This window comes from Shewanella eurypsychrophilus (assembly GCF_007004545.3).
GTDB classification, from domain to species: Bacteria; Pseudomonadota; Gammaproteobacteria; order Enterobacterales; family Shewanellaceae; genus Shewanella; species Shewanella eurypsychrophilus.
Map to the genome: position 1 here is coordinate 2,359,622 of NZ_CP045503.2, position 18,767 is coordinate 2,378,388.

Sequence of the window (18,767 nt, forward strand, 5' to 3'; positions counted from 1 at the left end):
TCTTTTTATGATAGACCTAGTTGTTAATTTTGATACCTTACATCAGCTATATCGTGCCTATATGCCGTTTATTAAGCCCGTGGGGCTGTTTATTGCGACGAGTGAGAGCCATTACCTAGGGCAAGATTTGATGATTGCTTATCAACTTCCAGGCTCAACCAATAAACATGAGTTCAAAGGCGTGGTCGTGTGGATCAACCCGCTGGGCGCATCTGGAGGCCGTCCCGTAGGGATTGGTATCAAGATATTATCTGATGCTGAAACTCACAAACATCATATAGAAACGCTATTATCTGCTGAACTCGCCTCAGGCGATTTAACCTGCACCATGTAATTTTCGTTATCCTGCATATTCATTTCCTTTCTGCGTGGATTTGACCCGGCTCGTGTAGGTCTGTATTCTTTGTCTCCTTTTTTAGTGTTATTACCCTGCTGGAAACTCACGTGCTCATTGACTCTCATTGCCATCTCGACCGTTTAAAAGCCGCGCCCGATCATCAGTCGCTCAAACAGATCATCAGCGATGCAAAAGCTCGGGATGTTGAATATTTCTTATGTGTGAATGTTCGTCAACAAGGCTTTCTCTCAATGAGGGATAAAATGGCCGAATTCGATCAAGTTTTTCTTTCGGCTGGCGTACACCCATTAGATGTCCAAGAAGGACTGAACACTGAAGAGCTCAATGAGTTTGTCAAAGAGCCTAAAGTGGTTGCGATTGGTGAAACCGGTTTAGATTACTTCTATGCCAATGAAACGAAGGCGTTGCAGCAGCAGTGTTTTGAGCAGCAAATTGAACTCGCGGTGCAAGTGAACAAGCCCCTTATCATTCACACTCGGGATGCCAGAGAAGATACACTGAACTTTTTAAAAAATGGCCATGCTGATAACGTTGGTGGTGTGCTGCATTGTTTTACAGAGAGCTGGGAGATGGCTAAAGCAGCGCTTGACCTTGGTTTTTATATCTCAGTGTCAGGAATTGCTACATTTAAAAATGCGGGTGATTTAAGAACTGTAATGAGAAAGGTACCCAGAGACAGACTCTTGGTCGAAACAGACTCACCATATTTAGCTCCTGTACCACACAGAGGTAAAGAGAATCAACCTGCTTATGTCCGTGATGTGGCAGAGTTTATCGCTGAGTTAAGAGGGGATTCTTATGAAGAGTTGGCTCAATATACCACTGATAATTTCTTTAATTTATTTTCTGATGCTGCGAAACTCGTGGGCCGCTAATCTCAAAATTTAGGCAAAAAAAGACCCAAAACTATTCCGATTGTTTTGGGTCAGGGGAATGGCTCTACCTAAAGAGCCGTGCGCTACTGTTGAGATCCTCATTAGGAATTAACTCTCTGGCTAATAGTGTAGTCGACAGAACTCACTTGTAGCGTTTATGTGCGATATTTATAATGCACCTTTGTAACTAAATGTGTTTTTATGACGAGCTGGCGTCGGAATTAACAATCTTATCTCGCACTAAGTCTCTGGGTAAGTTGTTTTTCAAACGTTTACCTAAGTGCTTTGCTAGTCCCAATGGACTGCCGTGAATACTGACAATGACTTCACCTTGTGGTTTCAAACTCCCATCTAACGGTATATCCCTTCCCATCAGGTACTCAATGGCTTGTGCTTGGCTTAACTCATGATGGCTTAACTGCTTACTTAGGGCTTGAATAGCTTGATGCTGTGCCTTGTAGCCATGTTTTAACTCATCGGCTAGCTTAATGCCTATTCGCTGAAAGCGCATCAAACCTATAAGTTGCTCCATCTGCTTTGGAAATAGCCAAAACTCCTTATCCCTCATCATAATCAAGCTTGTTGTAGGTAGGCTTATATCGAATGTACTTTTAAAGTAGTGCCTGAGTTCAGCATCAATTTTGTGTGGGGCTTTACTGAAAGGGAAATTCTTTTGTTTTTTAGGCTCAAGCTTTAGTCTTTCAATCGAGGCCGTTTTCTTTATCTTAGCGATAAAGAAACCTTCACTGTCGTAAATTTGTGGCCAAACATGCAGAAATCCCTCTTCAGTGCAGGCCTTATCAGCATGTTCAAATAGGGAAGCAAGAGACTCGAACTCGACGGCCAGGGGATATTTTTCTTTTAAGTACTCACAGACTTGCTGATTCTCAAGGCGACTTAATGCACAGGTGGAATAGACCAATGTCCCACCGGGTTTCAGCGCTAGAAAAGCGGATTCAAGTAATGCTTTTTGGGTCTCTGCAATCTTGGTTATCTCATCGATATTCCAGCCGTTTAAAGCGCTAGGATCTTTTCTTATTGTGCCTTCACCGCTACAGGGGGCATCGAGTAAAATGGCATCAAAACGCTCAAATAGATATTCACCAAATACACGAGCGTCGAAATGGGTGAGGGCGCAATTACTCACTCCCATGCGTTGAATATTGGCATGTAAGACTTTTACACGGCTTGAGGAGTATTCATTGGCAATTAATAAGCCTGAATTATCCATTAAGGCGGCCATTTGAGTCGTTTTAGAACCCGGAGCCGAGGCCATATCAAGTATAGTTAGATTATCTATTTCATTTAGCTGGGAAAATAGTGCTGTTGGTGGCAACATTGAGCTGGCTTCTTGGATATAAAAAAGACCTTGTAAATGCTCAACAGTGTTACCCAGTTGCACCTTATTTTCGAGATCGATCCAAAAGCCATCTTGGCACCAAGGGATAGGTGTTAGTTTCCACCCTTTTGGCTCCATCAGCTCAATAAAGTGGACCGAAGAGATTTTTAGCGTATTGATTCGAATCGAAGCTCTCAGTGGGCGGGCACTGTATTGAATAAAGTCGTCCATAGAAAGGTGCGAAGGCATGTCTTTGGCAATGCTGTCGAGAAAGTCTTGATTTAATTGAGCCATTTTTTAACCGTAGGTTATGCAAACGCTGACAGGCAGCGAATAATATTCGCAGGATTATATCACAGAGCCTAGCTGGGTGAGGCCTTGCTCATCACCGACAGTTTTATTATCGAATTGCATTGTCAATTTTAACGACACGATTGATTAATATTTGTGGATTGATCATTTTAAGGAAGGTATGTGTTAAATCGAATTTGGTTGTTTTTCTTTGTCGTTGCCATGTTTGCTATAGTCGGGCAGCTGTTGAATGGGCAGACGGAGGTGCTATCGGCATCGGTTACAGCCCTGTTTAGTAGCGCAAAACTCGCGGCTGAAATCGCTCTTGGTTTGATTGGTGTGCTGTCTTTATGGATGGGGTTGATGAGGGTTGGTGAAAAAGCCGGCGTGGTAGGCGTGTTCGCCAAGGCATTTGAACCGCTTTTATCTCGGCTGATGCCTGAAGTGCCTAAAGGTCATCCCGCCTATGGCAGTGTGACCATGAATCTAACTGCCAATGTGCTCGGGTTAGATAATGCTGCTACGCCTCTGGGGTTAAAAGCGATGCATGATCTGCAAACCTTAAATCCGGTGAAAACAGTGGCAACTAATGCACAGATATTATTTTTAGTGCTAAATACCTCTTCGGTGACACTCATCCCAGTGACTGTATTCCTCTATCGAGCACAACAAGGTGCGGCTGAGCCCGCCGATATCTTTTTACCTATCTTGTTGGCAACTTCAGCATCGACCATAGTCGGGGTGCTTGTTGTCGCTGCATTTCAGCGATTATCTCTGATGAATACGGTTGTAATGGGCTATGGTGCATTAATTTTTGGTTCAATTATGGCCTTGATGTTTTACCTAGGAACATTAACGACTACGGCAATCGGCACCTTATCGAGTGTGATGGGCAATGGCATTTTGTTGTTGCTGGTGTTTAGTTTTATTTTGGTGGCTGGGGTGAGAAAGGTTGCTGTTTATGATGAGTTTATAGAGGGAGCAAAAGAAGGCTTTGCGCAATCAATTAAGCTTATCCCCTATCTACTCGCCATGCTACTGGCTATTGCTTTACTGAGAGCTTCTGGCGCACTCGATTACTTACTACACATAATTGCTGTGATTGTTTCTGTGATAGGCGGAGATACTCGCTTTGTTGATGCTTTGCCGACTGCAATTATGAAACCTTTTAGTGGCTCAGGGGCTAGAGCCATGATGTTGGAAACCATGAACCATCATGGTGCCGATTCATTTGCTGGACGATTGGCAGCCATTTTTCAAGGCAGTACAGAAACCACCTTTTATGTGCTGGCGGTGTATTTCGGTGCAGTGGGGATCCGCAATGGTAGGCATGCATTGGTTTGTGGCTTAACTGCAGACTTAGCTGGGATCGTTGCGGCTATTATTGTCTGTTATCAATTTTATGGCTGATCGAGTTAGCTTATTCTGATTGGTATCATGTTGAGTTTGGTGGTTCATAGGGCAAATGAGCCACCAAATAACCTGCTATGCCTAGTTACGAATGTTCAATATATAAATAGTAAATTATTTGAGAACGGTAACATGACCCCGGTGATCTTTCTTCGTCATAGAGCGAGAATTTGTCACTCGGCATTCGGGACTACAGGTAATGACCAATTCGGCAAAGCGTACACCATCTTGTCCTGATGAACCTATGTTCATTAAACGGTATTTCACCATTGCGTTATGGCGTGTTTCTCTCACGGCGCCATCATCAGTAGGTAAGCTACCTGATGATGAAAGATCCATGGATAAAATTTCAGTCTGAATTGTCCGGGTTTCACCACCTCTATGTCTCATCTCTACAACTGCGGTGAGATCAAGTGGTGATTGTGATGGGCTACTATCTCTTAATTCTATATCGAAAAAAACATCAAAGAATGAATCTGGTTGTGCACTCGCTGGTATTGCTAAAAGCAATGAACTCGTTGCAATAATGAGTGCATACATTAGCTTTGTTAATCTATTCATCATACTTTCCTCAATTACATCTCCTTTTTAATGTAGCTAGAAGAAGGTGAAGTTTCCAAGGTGTGAGTTTTATTTTTGTCTTGATTTGGCGTTTTTTTAAGAACGTAAAATGTTGGTTATTTTTCTATCAATAATTCAGGCGATTAGCCAGATGGCTTTAATAGACTTTTTTGAGTTTATAAGCAGGTTTAATAACGCTGGAAAGAATAAATACAAAGGGCAGAGTGACCGGGAGCCGATGAGTCACCCGGTAGGTTTGAACTAGAATCGATAGCTTATCGATAGCATGGGGCCTATAAAGCTGTAGTAGAGGTTATAATCGGCTACATGAACGTCGCCATTATTGGTCTTTTGAGCATAATCAACATCGACTTCATAGTAGTTAAATGCGGCTGTCATGTGCCAATTTTCTGTGATCGATGCTTCAACCCCTGCACGAATATCAATCAAACTACCTTTTAGATCATCAAGTTTGATATAGAAGAATTGTGCATGTGCGGTAAATCTAAAACCTGGACTGAATTCATAATCCCCATAAATACCCACGTCTGGTAGGGGAGCGGTAACGCTCTCATCAACAGCCTTGTCAAGTGGCTGTTGATCACAAGTGAGGTTCTGCTGTTCTTGGATACAGGCGCCAATATCACCTTCAAAACCGGTCTTAATGAACATGGTGTGTAGCCCAACGGATAGGCCTAGATTGTAGTTGTTGCCTTGATAAAAGTTATAGCCGTATCCTAATCTAGCGATGTCCATATTCAAGGTTGTCTTTAGCTTAGCCCCGGCTTGAATATCATAAATTTTGTCTTCAAAATTAACCTGGAATGGTGTCGTGATTGCCTGAACTTCAGCATTTCGGTGTAGCTGTTTCCAGTCGATATAGAGACTATGGCGTTCATTAAAGTGATAAAACATTTCGAAAAAGGGGAGGAATTGTGACTCCTCGAGCTTAAGATCTTTCTCGAAGTCGATCTTGAAGTCTTTTCCTAATAGTGGATTAGTGACATCCATGCTTGAATTAGAATTAGAATAAAATCCACCGACACGGATCACAACTTGATCGTCGCTGCTAGAGATTACTGACCCACTCGAAGATGGGTTAACATCATTTGCAAGTATCGGACTACTCGCTAAAAGACATAAAAATGAGATGCCTAATCTATCGATCATTAAGGCGGCTCCATAAAAGATTATTATTGTTATAAGTAATTGATTTTGTTGATTTCAACTATTTTTCAAGATCTATATTAGCAGATCGTGTCTATTTGTGAATGATTTGTATCAAAAAATGTTCTAATTATGTTTTTAACGTGTCTTGTCGGAGACTCAATAATATGCTTATAAGCATGAGACTTGGTTTACTTGGGGTTGGAAGGTATGGTCTGAATAAAAATGATAACTTCAGTTAAGAGCTTGCCCCTAACTGAAGTGAGATATTGGCTATTTTTATCATGAGTGTTTAATGGGTGTTTATAAGTATCGACCCGCTAGAATGATGAACCAAGAGAGGCCACATAATACCAAGCTCATAAAGACGGCTGCTGAGGCAATATCTTTGGCTTGTCCACTCAATACATGTATTTCATCACCCACTCTGTCAACCACGGCTTCAATGGCTGAGTTTAATAACTCAACAATGATAACGATGAAGAGGGTTAAAATAAGAAACAGCTTTTCAATACTGGTGACATCGACTATCAAGGCAATGGGCAACATAATAATGGCTAATATAAGTTCTTGTCTAAACGCTGCCTCATGAGTCCATGCCGCTTTGAGCCCTTTCATTGAAAAGCCAGTCGCCCTAATGATCCGTTTTATACCGTGATTGTTTGCAGGTTTCATAATCTTCCATCTGTGGAGTATTTTTGATAATTATCGTGAAAAATCGAATAAATTAATAACTATTTGTTATCGAATTGATAAATTTGTCGTAATTATATCATTTGAAATGTTTGAGACCAATTTCAAAGAGTTTGGTTCCTGAACTACACTTATATTGAGCAGATTTTTGGTCATTTAAATCAGGTTAATGGAGTTAACCTGTCCCACTAATACGAAGGAACGTTTATGAATATCTTTTCAGTTCATCAGCTTATTGTTCATGTACTTGTACTTGTACTTGTACTTGCGCTTGTTTGTTTACCACTTTCCGTTGGCGCAGAGGAACAGTTAGACATTAATTCGAAACGCGTAATAACGACTCAGTCAAAAATAGCATTTACGCATATTCAACTGGCGACAGATGCAAAGATCCAAGGCTCAATTGCAGACTATTTAGTCAGTGAGAAACTCGATGGCGTGAGAGGGTTTTGGGATGGTAAGAGAATGTTGTCACGCTCAGGTAGGGTGATCCCTGTACCTAGATGGTTTGTTAAACGCTTTCCTAGTTACCCTTTAGATGGTGAGCTGTGGATGGGAAGAGGGACATTTGAACAGATGTCTGCACTGGCAAGGCGAAAAGTAGCAGTAGATGAAGATTGGAGAAGCGTTAAGTTTATGGTTTTTGATTTACCAGCCAGTTCCGAAAAATTTGAGTCCAGATACAAACAAGCAAAACTTAGCTTGAGTGATCTCTCTGTTTTCATGGAAGTGATAGAACATAAGCGTATTGTTAAACAAGCGACATTAGAGACTTGGCTCGAAGAGGTTATTGAGGATGGCGGTGAAGGATTAATGTTGCATAGGGAAAATGCTACATACAAATCAGGGAGAAACAGTGATCTGATAAAATTAAAGCCTTATTATGATGCAGAAGCCAGCGTACTTGCTTATCAAGCAGGAAAAGGCAAGTTTGAGGGAATGATGGGTTCGATTCTTGTTGTAAACTCTGAAGGTGTGACGTTTAAAATAGGCACTGGATTTACCATTAAAGAGCGAATGAATCCACCATCAATAGGTTCAATCGTCACCTATCAATACTCTGGTTTGACCCAGAAAGGAACACCTAGGTTTGCTCGCTATCTTAGGGTAAGGTTTGAACAGTGATACTTGAAGGTTGTTTGAAATGAAACCAGTCAACTCCGTCCTTTTTGTATGTATGGGCAACATCTGTCGCTCACCAACGGGAGAAGCTATATTTCGCCATAAAGCGGCTCAAGCTGAGTTTTATTGAGTCAGATCTCGAGTAAATGGTACCCGATCCATATTATGGTGCTGGCAATGGTTTTGAGCTTGTACTCGATTTGATTGAACAAAGTTGTGATAACTTAATAGAGAAAATAAACAAAGATAAATGAATCGAAATAAAGTGGAGTGAATTTAGGACCTAGAGTCTAGGTCCTAGTAGCTTACTTATATCTTTTACCCGCACGCTTTAAAGCTTCTTTCTCTTTTCTGGCTTCCTTCTTCGCTTCTTTTTCAGCGACAAGTTTTGCGACTTCGACTTTTTCTATTTCAATCATTTCAGGCGTTTCTAGAGAGAGTAATCCCATCTTTCCCGAACGATATTCATGCAACACTAACTCAGAAGCCTTGTGCAGATCGATTCGGCCACCAGGACGCAGTGCGCCACGTTTACGGCCAATGGCCTCTAATAGCTCGATATCGGTATCGGGTAGTGAATCAAGCTTATAGCGTTCGGCAATGGCTTCTGGGTAGGCCTTTAAAAAGTACTCTGCAGCAAACATGGCGACATCTTCATATTCCATCGCCGTATCTTTAATCGCTCCAGTGACCGCTAAACGATAACTACTTTTTTCATTATCCACTTTAGGCCATAAAATCCCAGGTGTATCAGAAAGCACAATGCCATTACGTAAATTGATACGCTGTTGTACTTTTGTTACCGCCGGTTCATTACCTGTCTTAGCAATCATTCGTCCTGCAAGTGTGTTGATGATGGTGGATTTCCCCACATTAGGGATCCCCATGATCATGGTACGAATATCTTTTTCAATTTTGTCGCGACTAGGCACAAATTTACGAAACAAGTCAGGAAGTTTTTTCACTTGAGATGGTTGCAGGGTAGTAATAGCCATTGCTTTTACGCCTTGCTCTCGTTCAAGGTATTCAATCCAAGCTTGCGTGACATCTGGATCGGCCAAATCAGATTTGTTGAGCAACTTTATACAGGGTTTATCCCCTCTAAGGCTTGATACCATAGGGTTTTCGCTGCTGTAGGGAATACGGGCATCGAGCACTTCAATCACAAGATCAACTTGAGGCATCACCTCTGCGATCTCTTTTTGTGCCTTGTGCATGTGTCCGGGGTACCACTGAATAGCCATCTTGTTACTCTTCTATGTACTTCAATAGGGGGATTTTACCCTGTTAGGGAAAAATTTCCTACTGAAGTCATTAAAAGTATAAGCGCCATTAGGCGCTTATTTGTTGTTACGGTAAAAGGTTAGGATAAAACGCCGTGGTATAACAACCGTGTTTTATATCACACCCAGTTCTCTCAATCGTTCCATAAGATAGCTGTCTGCCGTGTAACGGCTAGAGAGCACAACCTCAGGCTTTGGGTGCAAGAATAGCGGCAAGGAGATCCTAGGCTTAGACATATCTGTTCCCTCGGGGTTGATGACTCTATGTGTGGTAGATGGGAAGTAGCCAGCGGATGCTTCTTGGAGCATGTCACCAATGTTAATGATCAGGTTACCGAAGTCACAAGGCACATCAATCCATTTGCCGTCTTGTCCTTTAACTTGAAGCCCTGGTTCATTAGCCGCAGGTAATAGGGTGATTAGGTTGATATCTTCATGAGCCGCTGCGCGGATGGCACCAACTTCCTCATCTCCTGTCATTCCTGGGTAATGGAGTATACGCAGCAGAGTCTTATGGCTGCCTTCGATCATTTTAGGTAAGGCAATGGAGTAATTTACTGCAACATCTTCGGGTGAATGCTCTTCTATCCATTGAAGCAGTTCCTCGGCAAGCTCATTTGCACATTTATAGTAAGTTAAAATGTTGTCTTTCAAGGATTCGGGAATACGTCCCCAGGGATAAACATGAAAATATTCTTTAATGTCTTTAACCGTGTGACCCTTAGCCGTTTCAGAGACTTCAGCAGGAAAGAAGCCATCTTGGGTTTCAGGTTTAAATAGAAAGTCATGCTTGTCTTCACTGTTGAAGAAGGCTTGCCACTCGGTGTAAATTTTTTCTACTAAGGCCTTATCGATGGGATGATTAGCCAGTACGCCAAAGCCGGTATCTCTTAATGATTGAACGAATTTTGCTGCGCTATCAGATGCTTGATAATCGATTGTTTCTAATTTCATCTCTTTCTTCTTAACTTTTATAATAGATAAACCCGAGGTTAGTTTATCTAGGCTAAGGCTAGGGGGCAATAAAGTGTGATGAATATCACTCTGGTATTGTTTTCTTAAAAGGTAAGCATTGAATGTTGTTGAGAATAATAACGCTAAAATAGTGACATATGCGAGAACAGTGAGTGGAAAAGTATTTTGCGAAAATTCACACCACAGACAATAAATAACAGTTTGTCTTGCGTCGTTTATATTTGAAAGAGATGATAAAGAACTCTGGTCTAATCTACACGACGAATTAAGAGTAACAAGAATGCGTGAACTCACCGATTTTGAACGACATGTGATTGAAGAAAAGGGTACTGAACGGCCTTTTAGCGGGGAGTACCACCTGCATGATGCTCAGGGGAGTTATGTGTGCAAACGTTGTGAGAACCCTCTGTATCTATCTGAGCATAAGTTTAATGCTCATTGTGGCTGGCCAGCGTTCGATGATGAGATCCAAGGAGCCGTTAAACGAGTTGCCGATGCTGACGGTCACAGAGTCGAAATCGTCTGTGCTCAGTGTGATGCGCATCTGGGTCATGTGTTTGAAGGAGAGTATTTAACCGAAAATAATATTCGCCACTGCGTTAACTCGGTCTCTATGGTGTTCAAGGCAAAGTCTGAAGATGATGAACTAAACAAGCATCAGTTTGCTACTTTAGGTGGGGGGTGTTTCTGGTGTTTCGAAGCTATATTTACTCAACTTAGCGGAGTTATCTCGGTTCAGTCAGGATATTGTGGTGGTGATGAGGCGAGCGCAAATTATCAAGCCGTTTGTTCGGGGGTAACGGCCCATGCAGAAGTTGTTCATATTGAATTTGACCCGGAAGTCATTAGCTTTAAGGATTTATTGGAAGTGTTCTGGCAGAGTCATGATCCGACCACCTTGAACCAGCAAGGTCATGATGTCGGTCCACAATATCGCTCTGTAGTCTTCGCCCATGATGAAGCGCAGAGCAAGCTTGCTAATCAGATGATAGAGGATCTAACCCAGACTAAAGTCTGGTCTAAACCCATAGTCACCGAAATCTCCGGTTTTAACACCTTCTATAGGGCAGAGAATCACCATCATGATTATTTCGAGCATAATGGTGAGCAGCCCTATTGCCAAATTGTAATTAGGCCAAAAGTAGAGAAGTTGAGAGCCGCTTTTGGCGATAAGCTCAAACCTCGGTAAAATATAATAAAAAAGGCGAGCTAGTTAGCTCGCCTTTTTTTATCTGACATTCGACAGATTAATCGAGTTTATCATCGCCAATCTTGTAATGAGGGTCTTCAATAAGGTTAACTTCGACTAAATCACCAGCCTTGTGTAGAAGTTGCTTACAGTCATTACTCAGGTGGCGAAGATGTAATCTCTTACCTGATGAGCCATATCGTTCAGCGAGTGTGTCGATGGCATCCAGTGCAGAATGATCACAAACTCTTGAGTGTTGGAAATCAACAATCACATCTTCCGGATCTGTATTGGATTGGAATAACTCTAAGAAATCAGCCACTGATCCGAAGAAAAGCGGACCATTCAGTTTATACACTTTCCAGCCATTTGCATCTTCACTAACCTCAACATTAATATGCTTAGCATGCTCCCAAGCAAACACGAGTGCAGAAACAATCACACCCACGAAGACAGCAAATGCAAGATCGGTGAATACTGTCACGACAGTAACAAGAATGATAACGAAGGCATCATGTTTAGGTACTTTACGCATCACCTTAAAGCTGGCCCATTCAAAGGTGCCTAAGACAACCATAAACATCACCCCGACAAGGGCTGCAAGTGGGATCATCTCAATAAGTGCAGAGCCGAAAAGAATAAAGCCAAGAAGTGTCAAGGCCGCGGTAACACCTGACAGACGACCACGTCCGCCAGAGTTAATGTTGATCATTGACTGACCAATCATGGCACAACCGCCCATGGCACCGAAGAAACCACTGGTGATGTTACCCACGCCTTGTCCAATACATTCTTTATTACCTTTACCACGGCTATTCGTCATTTCATCGATAACGGTCAGTGTGAGTAAAGATTCGATTAAACCGACTGCAGCAAGAATGAGCGAGAAGGGCAAAATGATATAAAGCGTTGCAAGGCTGAACTCTACCGCAGGGATAGAGAAGGTTGGTAGGCTACCAGCGATAGTGGCATTTTCATCACCACTCATGGATTTTAAGAAATCCAATACTGTTCTTGTGTCCAAGTCTAGGAAAACCACCAACAAGGTCACAGTGACAATCGCTGCTAGTGAAGAGGGGATCGCCGTTGTCAGTTTTGGTAAGTATTGAATAATCGCCATAGTTAGCGCAACTAACCCAAGCATTAGCAGTAATTGACTTTGAGGCAACCAAGTCAATACGCCATTAATATCGGGTACTTTAAATTGGCCAAGTTGAGCGAGGAAAATAACAATGGCTAGTCCATTGACGAAACCTATCATTACAGGATAGGGCACGATTCGAATAAATTTACCGAGTTTAAGTAAACCAAATGTGACTTGGATTAAGCCTGCTAGGACAACGGCGGCAAAGAGGTACTGGACACCGTGCTCAGCGACAAGTGCGACCATAACGACAGCCATGGCTCCCGTTGCACCAGAGATCATACCTGGGCGGCCACCAATAAGTGCCGTAATAAGACCCATTATAAAGGCGGCATAGAGGCCAACCATGGGATCGACACCGGCGACAAAAGCAAAAGCGACAGCTTCTGGTACAAGCGCGAGGGCAACAGTTAGGCCTGATAGTAAATCAGCCTTGCTGCTGGCTGTTTTGTGACGAATTAGATCGAACATTTGGCCTCTGTTATAAAATTGTTGTTTTGGAATAAGTTGCGGTCGCGAATACTAACAAATTATCCGCAGTAATAAAATAAAAAAGCCATGCACTAAGGCATGGCTTTTTTGTCTATCAGCTTAAGTCTAGCTTATGGACGGGCCATTTCAGAGTTTGCTGAGTTGGCAACTTTAGATTGCTCTGTCTTCTCGTCTGAAGTCGATACTTCATATTGACGCCCTGCTGGGGTCTCTACGTTATCTCTAACTTCGACGACTGGCTTAGTCATATCAGATGTCACCATAGTACCAAAGCGGCTACCTGATGTAGCTTTAGGTGCTGGTTTCACCGCAACTTCAGCTTTAGGCGACACGACTGGTTCAGTTGGAGCTTCAGTTTTTATCGGCGTTGTAGGCTTAGCTGGAGCTGCAGAAGCTGTTTGTGCTTCGGCTTTTTCAACAACGGGCTTGCTCGCTACAGGAGCTGCAGGCTTAGCTGGCGCCGCAGAAGCAGTTTGAGCTTCGGCCTTTTCAACAACGGTCTTACTCGCTACAGGAGCTGCAGGCTTAGCTGGCGCCGCTGAAGCAGTTTGAGCTTCGGCTTTTTCAACAACGGGCTTGCTCGCTACAGGAGCTGCAGGCTTAGCTGGCGCCGCTGAAGCTGTCTGAGCTTCGGCTTTTTCAGCAACAGGCTTACTCGCTACAGGAGCTGCAGGCTTAGCTGGAACCGTTGAAGCTGTTTGTGCTTCGGCTTTTTCAACAACAGGCTTACTCGCTACTGGAGTTGCAGGCTTAGCTGGCGCCGCTGAAGCTGTTTGTGCTTCGGCTTTTTCAACAACAGGCTTGCTCGCTACAGGAGCTGCAGGCTTAGCTGGTGCCGCTGAAGCTGTTTGTGCTTCGGCTTTTTCAACAACAGGCTTGCTCGCTACAGGAGCAGCCGGCTTAGCTGGTGCTGCAGAAGCAGTCTGAGCTTCTACTTTTGCAGGTGTTGCTGCAGCTACACTAGCATGGCTCACTTCAGCTTGCTTTTGTGCTACTTCAGATCTCACTTCTTCAGCCGCTTGAGCTTGAAACTCCATTTCAGTTTCATTAGGAATGAAAGCTGGTGCGGCATCTGAAGCGACTTCACCATCATCTTCTTCACGACGACGACGTTGGCCAGCGGCGCGAAGGTGCCTAGGGCTGCGACGACTGCGACGTTGACCTTCACGAGGCTCGCGCTTTTCATCACCAGACTCTGTTTCAGCACTGATTGTTTCAACACTTGATTCAGCTATAGATGCCTGGTCTTGAGTAACAGGTTCCGCGTTAACATCCCCTAGTATCTCTTGCTCTACCTTTACAGCTTCAACTATTGGCTGAGCCTCAAGAGTTTCAGTCACTTTTACCGCTTGGGTATCATCAGACTTAGACTCGGCTTTTACTCTCGGCTTGCGAGGTTGACGCTTCGGACGAGTGTTTTTGTCTTCTTTAGTCTGCACTGCAGTGGTTTCAACAACCACGTCAGCTTTTACTGTCTCATTAGTTTGTTCGTCAAGATTTTTTGACTGCTCGCTGTCAATACGCACTTTTTTACGCATATTTCTACGTTGACGACGCTCTCTAGCCACTTCTTGCTTAGGCTGTTCATCTGCATCTTGAGATGCTGGACGAGAACGCGTCGGCTTACTGTCTTGGCGAGATTGACGTTTACCTTGTTCGTTTTTATCAGTAGTTGAACGTTCGTCATTCGAATCAGCACGTTTATTGCGGCTGTTACGTGGATTTTTTTCGCTACTCTGACTCTGACTTTGGTCTTTTTCATCGCGGTTACGGCGAGTGTCATTACGACGAGAATCATTTTTGCGAGCAGGGCGACGATTATTTCGGTTCTGATTATTACGCGAACTCGTTTGCGGTTTTGGCGCTTCGTCTTTCTTTTCTTCCGTTTTGAATAGGCCGGTAATCGCAGCGAAGAACTTGGCGATTAAACCTGGCTCCTCTTTTTCATTTACTTTAGCTTCAACGACTACTTTCTTTTCTGTTTTTACTTCAGCGGTCTTAATTGGCGTTGAAAAACCTTTTAATGCAGGCTCCGGAGTTGCTGCACGTTCAAGTTTTCTTGGCTCGTATAACTTAGCTTCGGGTTGTTCCAGTAGTTTGTAGCTTGATTCACTGATTTGATCATCTTTACGATGACGTAGTACGCGATAGTCCGGAGTTGTCATATTCGGATCTGGGATCACATAGACTTCAACTTCATGGCGTTGCTCAGTGATACGGATAGCTTTGCGTTTTTCATTGAGAAGGAAGGCTGCCACATCAACAGGAACAATCGCTTCAATTTGCGAAGTGTTCTCTTTAATCGCTTCCTCTTCCATTAGGCGAAGAATAGATAGAGCGAGAGATTCCGTTCCTCGAATAGTACCCTGACCGTGACAACGTGGACATAAGTGCGCGGCAGACTCTTCCAGTGAAGGTCTGAGACGTTGTCGTGACATTTCCATCAAGCCAAAACGAGAGATCCGACCTAGTTGAACGCGAGCTCTATCTAGGTGAACGGCATCGCGCATTCTGTTTTCAACTTCACGTTGATTACGAACCGGTGTCATATCGATAAAATCTATGACAACAAGACCACCCAAATCACGAAGACGTAATTGACGGGCAACCTCATCTGCTGCTTCAAGGTTAGTATTTAGCGCAGTTTCTTCAATATCACTGCCTTTTGTTGCTCGGGCAGAGTTGATATCAATTGATGTTAATGCTTCTGTTGGATCGATAACTATCGAGCCACCTGAAGGCAAACGCACTTCACGTTGGAAGGCTGATTCAATTTGAGTTTCAATTTGATAATGAGTAAACAAGGGTACTTCAGCGTCGTAGTGCTTGATTCTGTCAACAAAATCAGGACGAACTAAAGAGACATGCAGTTTAGCTTCTTCAAAAATACGTGGGTGATCGATAAGTACTTCGCCTACATCACGGCGTAAATAGTCACGAATAGCACGTACAATGACATTACTTTCTTGGTGAATAAGGAAAGGAGCTGGACGACTTTCAGCCGCTTCTTTAATTGCAGCCCAGTGGTGCTCAAGAACTTTAAGATCCCAAGATAGTTCTGTAGAGTCTTTTCCGACACCTGCGGTACGAACAATTAAGCCCATGCCGTTAGGGACTTCAAGTTCTGATAGAGCTGACTTGAGTTCTGTGCGCTCGTCACCTTCGATACGGCGAGAAATACCACCGGCGCGAGGATTATTAGGCATTAAGACTAAGTAAGAACCAGCTAAACTGATAAAAGTGGTTAATGCAGCGCCTTTATTGCCACGTTCCTCTTTATCAATTTGAATGACAACTTCCTGGCCTTCTTTAATCACCTCTTTAATGTTTGGGCGACCTTGGAAAGAGTAACCTTTCGGGAAGTATTCTCTAGCTATCTCCTTTAGAGGTAAAAATCCATGGCGATCTGCACCATAATCAACAAAAGCTGCTTCAAGTGAAGGCTCTACACGAGTAATTTTACCCTTGTAAATATTGGCTTTCTTCTGTTCATGACCTGGACTTTCTATATCAAGATCGTAAAGCTGTTGCCCATCAACTAGGGCTACGCGCAACTCTTCAGATTGAGTTGCATTAATTAACATCCGTTTCATGATGACGTTTTTCTTCTAAAATAAGGTCATCAAACGACATATTTCGTTGCATTACGGGCCTAGCATTCGTAACAAAGCCTCACGGCTAGTGTCTAGGCAAGGTGCGCATTTCTGTAAGACGCAATCTCTGCGTGTCGCATCCATTTATGGCTTATTTTTTAGTCTTTACAAAAACAAGGAATTCGTTGTTAAACGACAACTAACCCCATAAATTATTAAATACTTTCCGGTAATGCCAAAATCGAATTGAGTTCGTTTGATGATAAGTTAAAATTAATCTTCGAATTTGGGACGCATTTCTTAGAGAAACCACCTTGTATTGTGGCCTTTCGCTTTGTTTAGCCGTTAACATATATTTTCGGTCATATACTCATAAAACAGCTTGTAAATTAGTTATTTACGACAAATGGAAATATTTTACTCTCTGCTTCTTGCGTTAGGGTTGGAGGTTTTATGAACATTTTATTCACTAACCATCCCCAACCACCGATGAAATATAGCAATAATCAATAAATTCAGCAAATGGAAAGGCATAAAATTCTTGTTACTTGATGTACAATGCGCTTCCTGATGTAGACAAGGTTCACCATGAATAGCGAAGCACCTAAGCCAAAAGTTCAATTAGTCACTATAGATGAAGATCATCTTGGGCAGAGAATTGATAATTATCTGTTGACTAAATTAAAGGGCGTACCCAAAAGTATGATCTATCGGATCGTACGCAAAGGTGAAGTCAGGGTTAATAAGAAACGCATCAAGCCGGAATACAAACTACAAGACGGTGATATTGTTCGTATACCTCCTGTGCGCGTATCTGATAAATCTGACCGTCCAGGTCCCTCTGCAAAGTTGACTAAAGTGTCGCAACTTGAAGAGCGAATTGTATTTGAAGACAAATCAATCATAGTTCTTAACAAACCTGCTGGAATTGCTGTTCATGGTGGCAGTGGTGTCGATTTTGGGGTGATTGAAGCTATGCGTTCATTAAGACCAACTCAGAAATTTTTAGAGCTGGTGCATCGATTGGATAAAGACACATCAGGTGTGTTACTTATTGCTAAAAAGCGCAGTGCCCTTAGACATCTTCATGATCAACTTAGATTCAAAAAAATGCAAAAGGATTACCAGGCTTTAGTCAAAGGCACCTGGCAAGCACGTGATAAGGCGATTAAAGCGCCATTACTCAAATTAACCCTAAAATCAGGTGAGCGAATTGTTCGGGTTAATCAAGAGGGAAAAGAGTGTGAGACTCGGTTTAAAATAATGCAACGCTATCAAGGTGCGACACTCGTTCAAGCGAGTCCGGTAACGGGCAGAACACACCAAATTCGAGTGCATTGCCAATACGCGGGACATCCCATTGCCTGTGATGACAAATACAGTGAGCAGAAATTTGATGATGCCATGCGAGTGCTTGGCTTAAATCGTTTATTTCTGCATGCAGCCCAGCTTAGGTTTACTCACCCAGGGACAGAAGAAGTCATGGTTGTCACTGCGCCTCTCGATCCAGTACTCATTCAAACTTTAGATAAATTGGTGAAAGTATGAAGCAGTATGAACTGGTGATTTTTGACTGGGATGGGACCCTGATGGATTCAGTGGGGAAAATTGTGGCTTGTATGCAGCAAACTGCTCTGACCTTGGATATGGCTATACCAACGGAGCAAGCGGTACGCGATATTATTGGCTTATCTATGGGTGAAGCACTCAGTACGCTTTATCCCGATGGCTGCGCCGAGTTACAAGCCGAAATGAAAGAGGTTTATAGTCAACAATATTTAGCGCTAAATCAGACACCGAGTCCCTTATTTGATGGTGTCGAAGACTTGCTCACGACTCTTAATGGACTTGGGTATAAATTGGCCGTGGCGACAGGTAAGGCAAGGGTTGGACTCGATCGAGTGCTAACCGCAACAGAACTTGGTGGATATTTTGTGGCAAGCCGCTGTGCAGATGAAGCGGCAAGTAAGCCGAGTCCTGAGATGCTCTTACAATTATTAATTGAACTCGATGTTTCACCGGATAAAGCTGTGATGATTGGGGATTCAATTCATGATCTTAACATGGCAAATAATGCTGGTATTGATGCCATTGGCGTAGATTATGGTGCCCATGATAGAGATACATTGAGTCAAGCTAAGCCTAAAGCTGTGATCCGTTCACCCATTGAGTTACTCAAGCACTTGAACACTTAAGCATTTAAACGTAAGCACTAAACAATTTGACATCGAAGAGTTAATCCCTGAACCGTTAAGCATTGTTTAGGCTCAGGGAA

Annotated in this window: 15 protein-coding genes and 1 pseudogene; 8 read left to right on the top strand and 8 right to left on the bottom strand. The window is 42.9% G+C overall.

The window, feature by feature from the left end:
* The first annotated feature begins 7 nt into the window (after positions 1-7).
* Both FM038_RS09980 and FM038_RS09985 read left to right on the top strand, forming a co-directional pair.
* The gene (locus FM038_RS09980; protein WP_142870813.1) at positions 8-334 is read left to right on the top strand and encodes a PilZ domain-containing protein; all 327 of its coding nucleotides are present in this window, start codon (positions 8-10) and stop codon (positions 332-334) included.
* Between the two features lie 110 nt (positions 335-444).
* A complete protein-coding gene (locus FM038_RS09985; RefSeq protein WP_142870812.1) occupies positions 445-1,233 on the top strand; it encodes a TatD family hydrolase in 789 nt (262 codons plus the stop codon).
* 199 nt (positions 1,234-1,432) lie between these two features.
* On the opposite strand, the gene rsmF is transcribed toward FM038_RS09985, so the two are convergent.
* On the bottom strand, positions 1,433-2,866 hold the full coding sequence (gene rsmF / locus FM038_RS09990) for a 16S rRNA (cytosine(1407)-C(5))-methyltransferase RsmF (protein ID WP_142870811.1): 1,434 nt from the start codon (positions 2,864-2,866) through the stop codon (positions 1,433-1,435).
* Positions 2,867-3,046: 180 nt separating this feature from the next.
* Between rsmF and FM038_RS09995 the strand changes: the two genes are divergently transcribed.
* On the top strand, positions 3,047-4,273 hold the full coding sequence (locus FM038_RS09995) for a nucleoside recognition domain-containing protein (RefSeq protein WP_142870810.1): 1,227 nt from the start codon (positions 3,047-3,049) through the stop codon (positions 4,271-4,273).
* Positions 4,274-4,387: 114 nt separating this feature from the next.
* Here FM038_RS09995 and FM038_RS10000 read toward each other — a convergent pair whose 3' ends face one another.
* The 3 genes from FM038_RS10000 to FM038_RS10010 form a co-directional block, all read right to left on the bottom strand.
* Entirely contained in the window at positions 4,388-4,834 is a 447-nt protein-coding gene (locus FM038_RS10000; RefSeq protein WP_142870809.1) for a hypothetical protein, read from the bottom strand.
* Between the two features lie 261 nt (positions 4,835-5,095).
* Complete coding sequence (locus FM038_RS10005) at positions 5,096-6,004, bottom strand: DUF481 domain-containing protein (RefSeq protein WP_185965678.1); 909 nt, start codon at positions 6,002-6,004, stop codon at positions 5,096-5,098.
* A 300-nt stretch (positions 6,005-6,304) separates the two neighbouring features.
* The gene (locus tag FM038_RS10010) at positions 6,305-6,676 is read right to left on the bottom strand and encodes a diacylglycerol kinase (protein ID WP_142870808.1); all 372 of its coding nucleotides are present in this window, start codon (positions 6,674-6,676) and stop codon (positions 6,305-6,307) included.
* A gap of 225 nt (positions 6,677-6,901) precedes the next feature.
* On the opposite strand from FM038_RS10010, the gene FM038_RS10015 reads away from it, so the two are divergent.
* Positions 6,902-7,819 carry a DNA ligase gene (locus FM038_RS10015; RefSeq protein ID WP_142870807.1) on the top strand — a complete coding sequence of 306 codons (918 nt, stop codon included), beginning with the start codon at positions 6,902-6,904 and terminating at the stop codon, positions 7,817-7,819.
* Between the two features lie 19 nt (positions 7,820-7,838).
* Positions 7,839-7,934: pseudogene (locus FM038_RS25430) on the top strand (arsenate reductase/protein-tyrosine-phosphatase family protein); the annotation flags it as partial.
* A 187-nt stretch (positions 7,935-8,121) separates the two neighbouring features.
* Here the strand turns inward: FM038_RS25430 and ylqF are convergent.
* Both ylqF and FM038_RS10030 read right to left on the bottom strand, forming a co-directional pair.
* Positions 8,122-9,060, bottom strand: coding sequence for a ribosome biogenesis GTPase YlqF (gene ylqF, locus FM038_RS10025; protein WP_142870806.1), 939 nt, complete (start codon positions 9,058-9,060; stop codon positions 8,122-8,124).
* Between the two features lie 153 nt (positions 9,061-9,213).
* Positions 9,214-10,053, bottom strand: coding sequence for an isopenicillin N synthase family dioxygenase (locus FM038_RS10030; RefSeq protein ID WP_142870805.1), 840 nt, complete (start codon positions 10,051-10,053; stop codon positions 9,214-9,216).
* A gap of 301 nt (positions 10,054-10,354) precedes the next feature.
* On the opposite strand from FM038_RS10030, the gene FM038_RS10035 reads away from it, so the two are divergent.
* On the top strand, positions 10,355-11,263 hold the full coding sequence (locus FM038_RS10035; RefSeq protein ID WP_195873242.1) for a bifunctional methionine sulfoxide reductase B/A protein: 909 nt from the start codon (positions 10,355-10,357) through the stop codon (positions 11,261-11,263).
* Positions 11,264-11,321: 58 nt separating this feature from the next.
* Here the strand turns inward: FM038_RS10035 and FM038_RS10040 are convergent, their stop codons facing one another.
* Both FM038_RS10040 and rne read right to left on the bottom strand, forming a co-directional pair.
* A complete protein-coding gene (locus tag FM038_RS10040) occupies positions 11,322-12,878 on the bottom strand; it encodes a SulP family inorganic anion transporter (protein WP_142870804.1) in 1,557 nt (518 codons plus the stop codon).
* Positions 12,879-13,009: 131 nt separating this feature from the next.
* The gene (rne, locus tag FM038_RS10045) at positions 13,010-16,492 is read right to left on the bottom strand and encodes a ribonuclease E (protein WP_142870803.1); all 3,483 of its coding nucleotides are present in this window, start codon (positions 16,490-16,492) and stop codon (positions 13,010-13,012) included.
* Positions 16,493-17,080: 588 nt separating this feature from the next.
* Here rne and rluC point away from each other — a divergent pair.
* Both rluC and FM038_RS10055 read left to right on the top strand, forming a co-directional pair.
* A complete protein-coding gene (rluC, locus tag FM038_RS10050; RefSeq protein ID WP_142870802.1) occupies positions 17,081-18,040 on the top strand; it encodes a 23S rRNA pseudouridine(955/2504/2580) synthase RluC in 960 nt (319 codons plus the stop codon).
* Complete coding sequence (locus tag FM038_RS10055) at positions 18,037-18,687, top strand: HAD-IA family hydrolase (RefSeq protein WP_142870801.1); 651 nt, start codon at positions 18,037-18,039, stop codon at positions 18,685-18,687. The genes rluC and FM038_RS10055 overlap by 4 nt, the downstream gene beginning before the upstream one ends.
* The last annotated feature ends 80 nt before the right edge of the window (positions 18,688-18,767 follow it).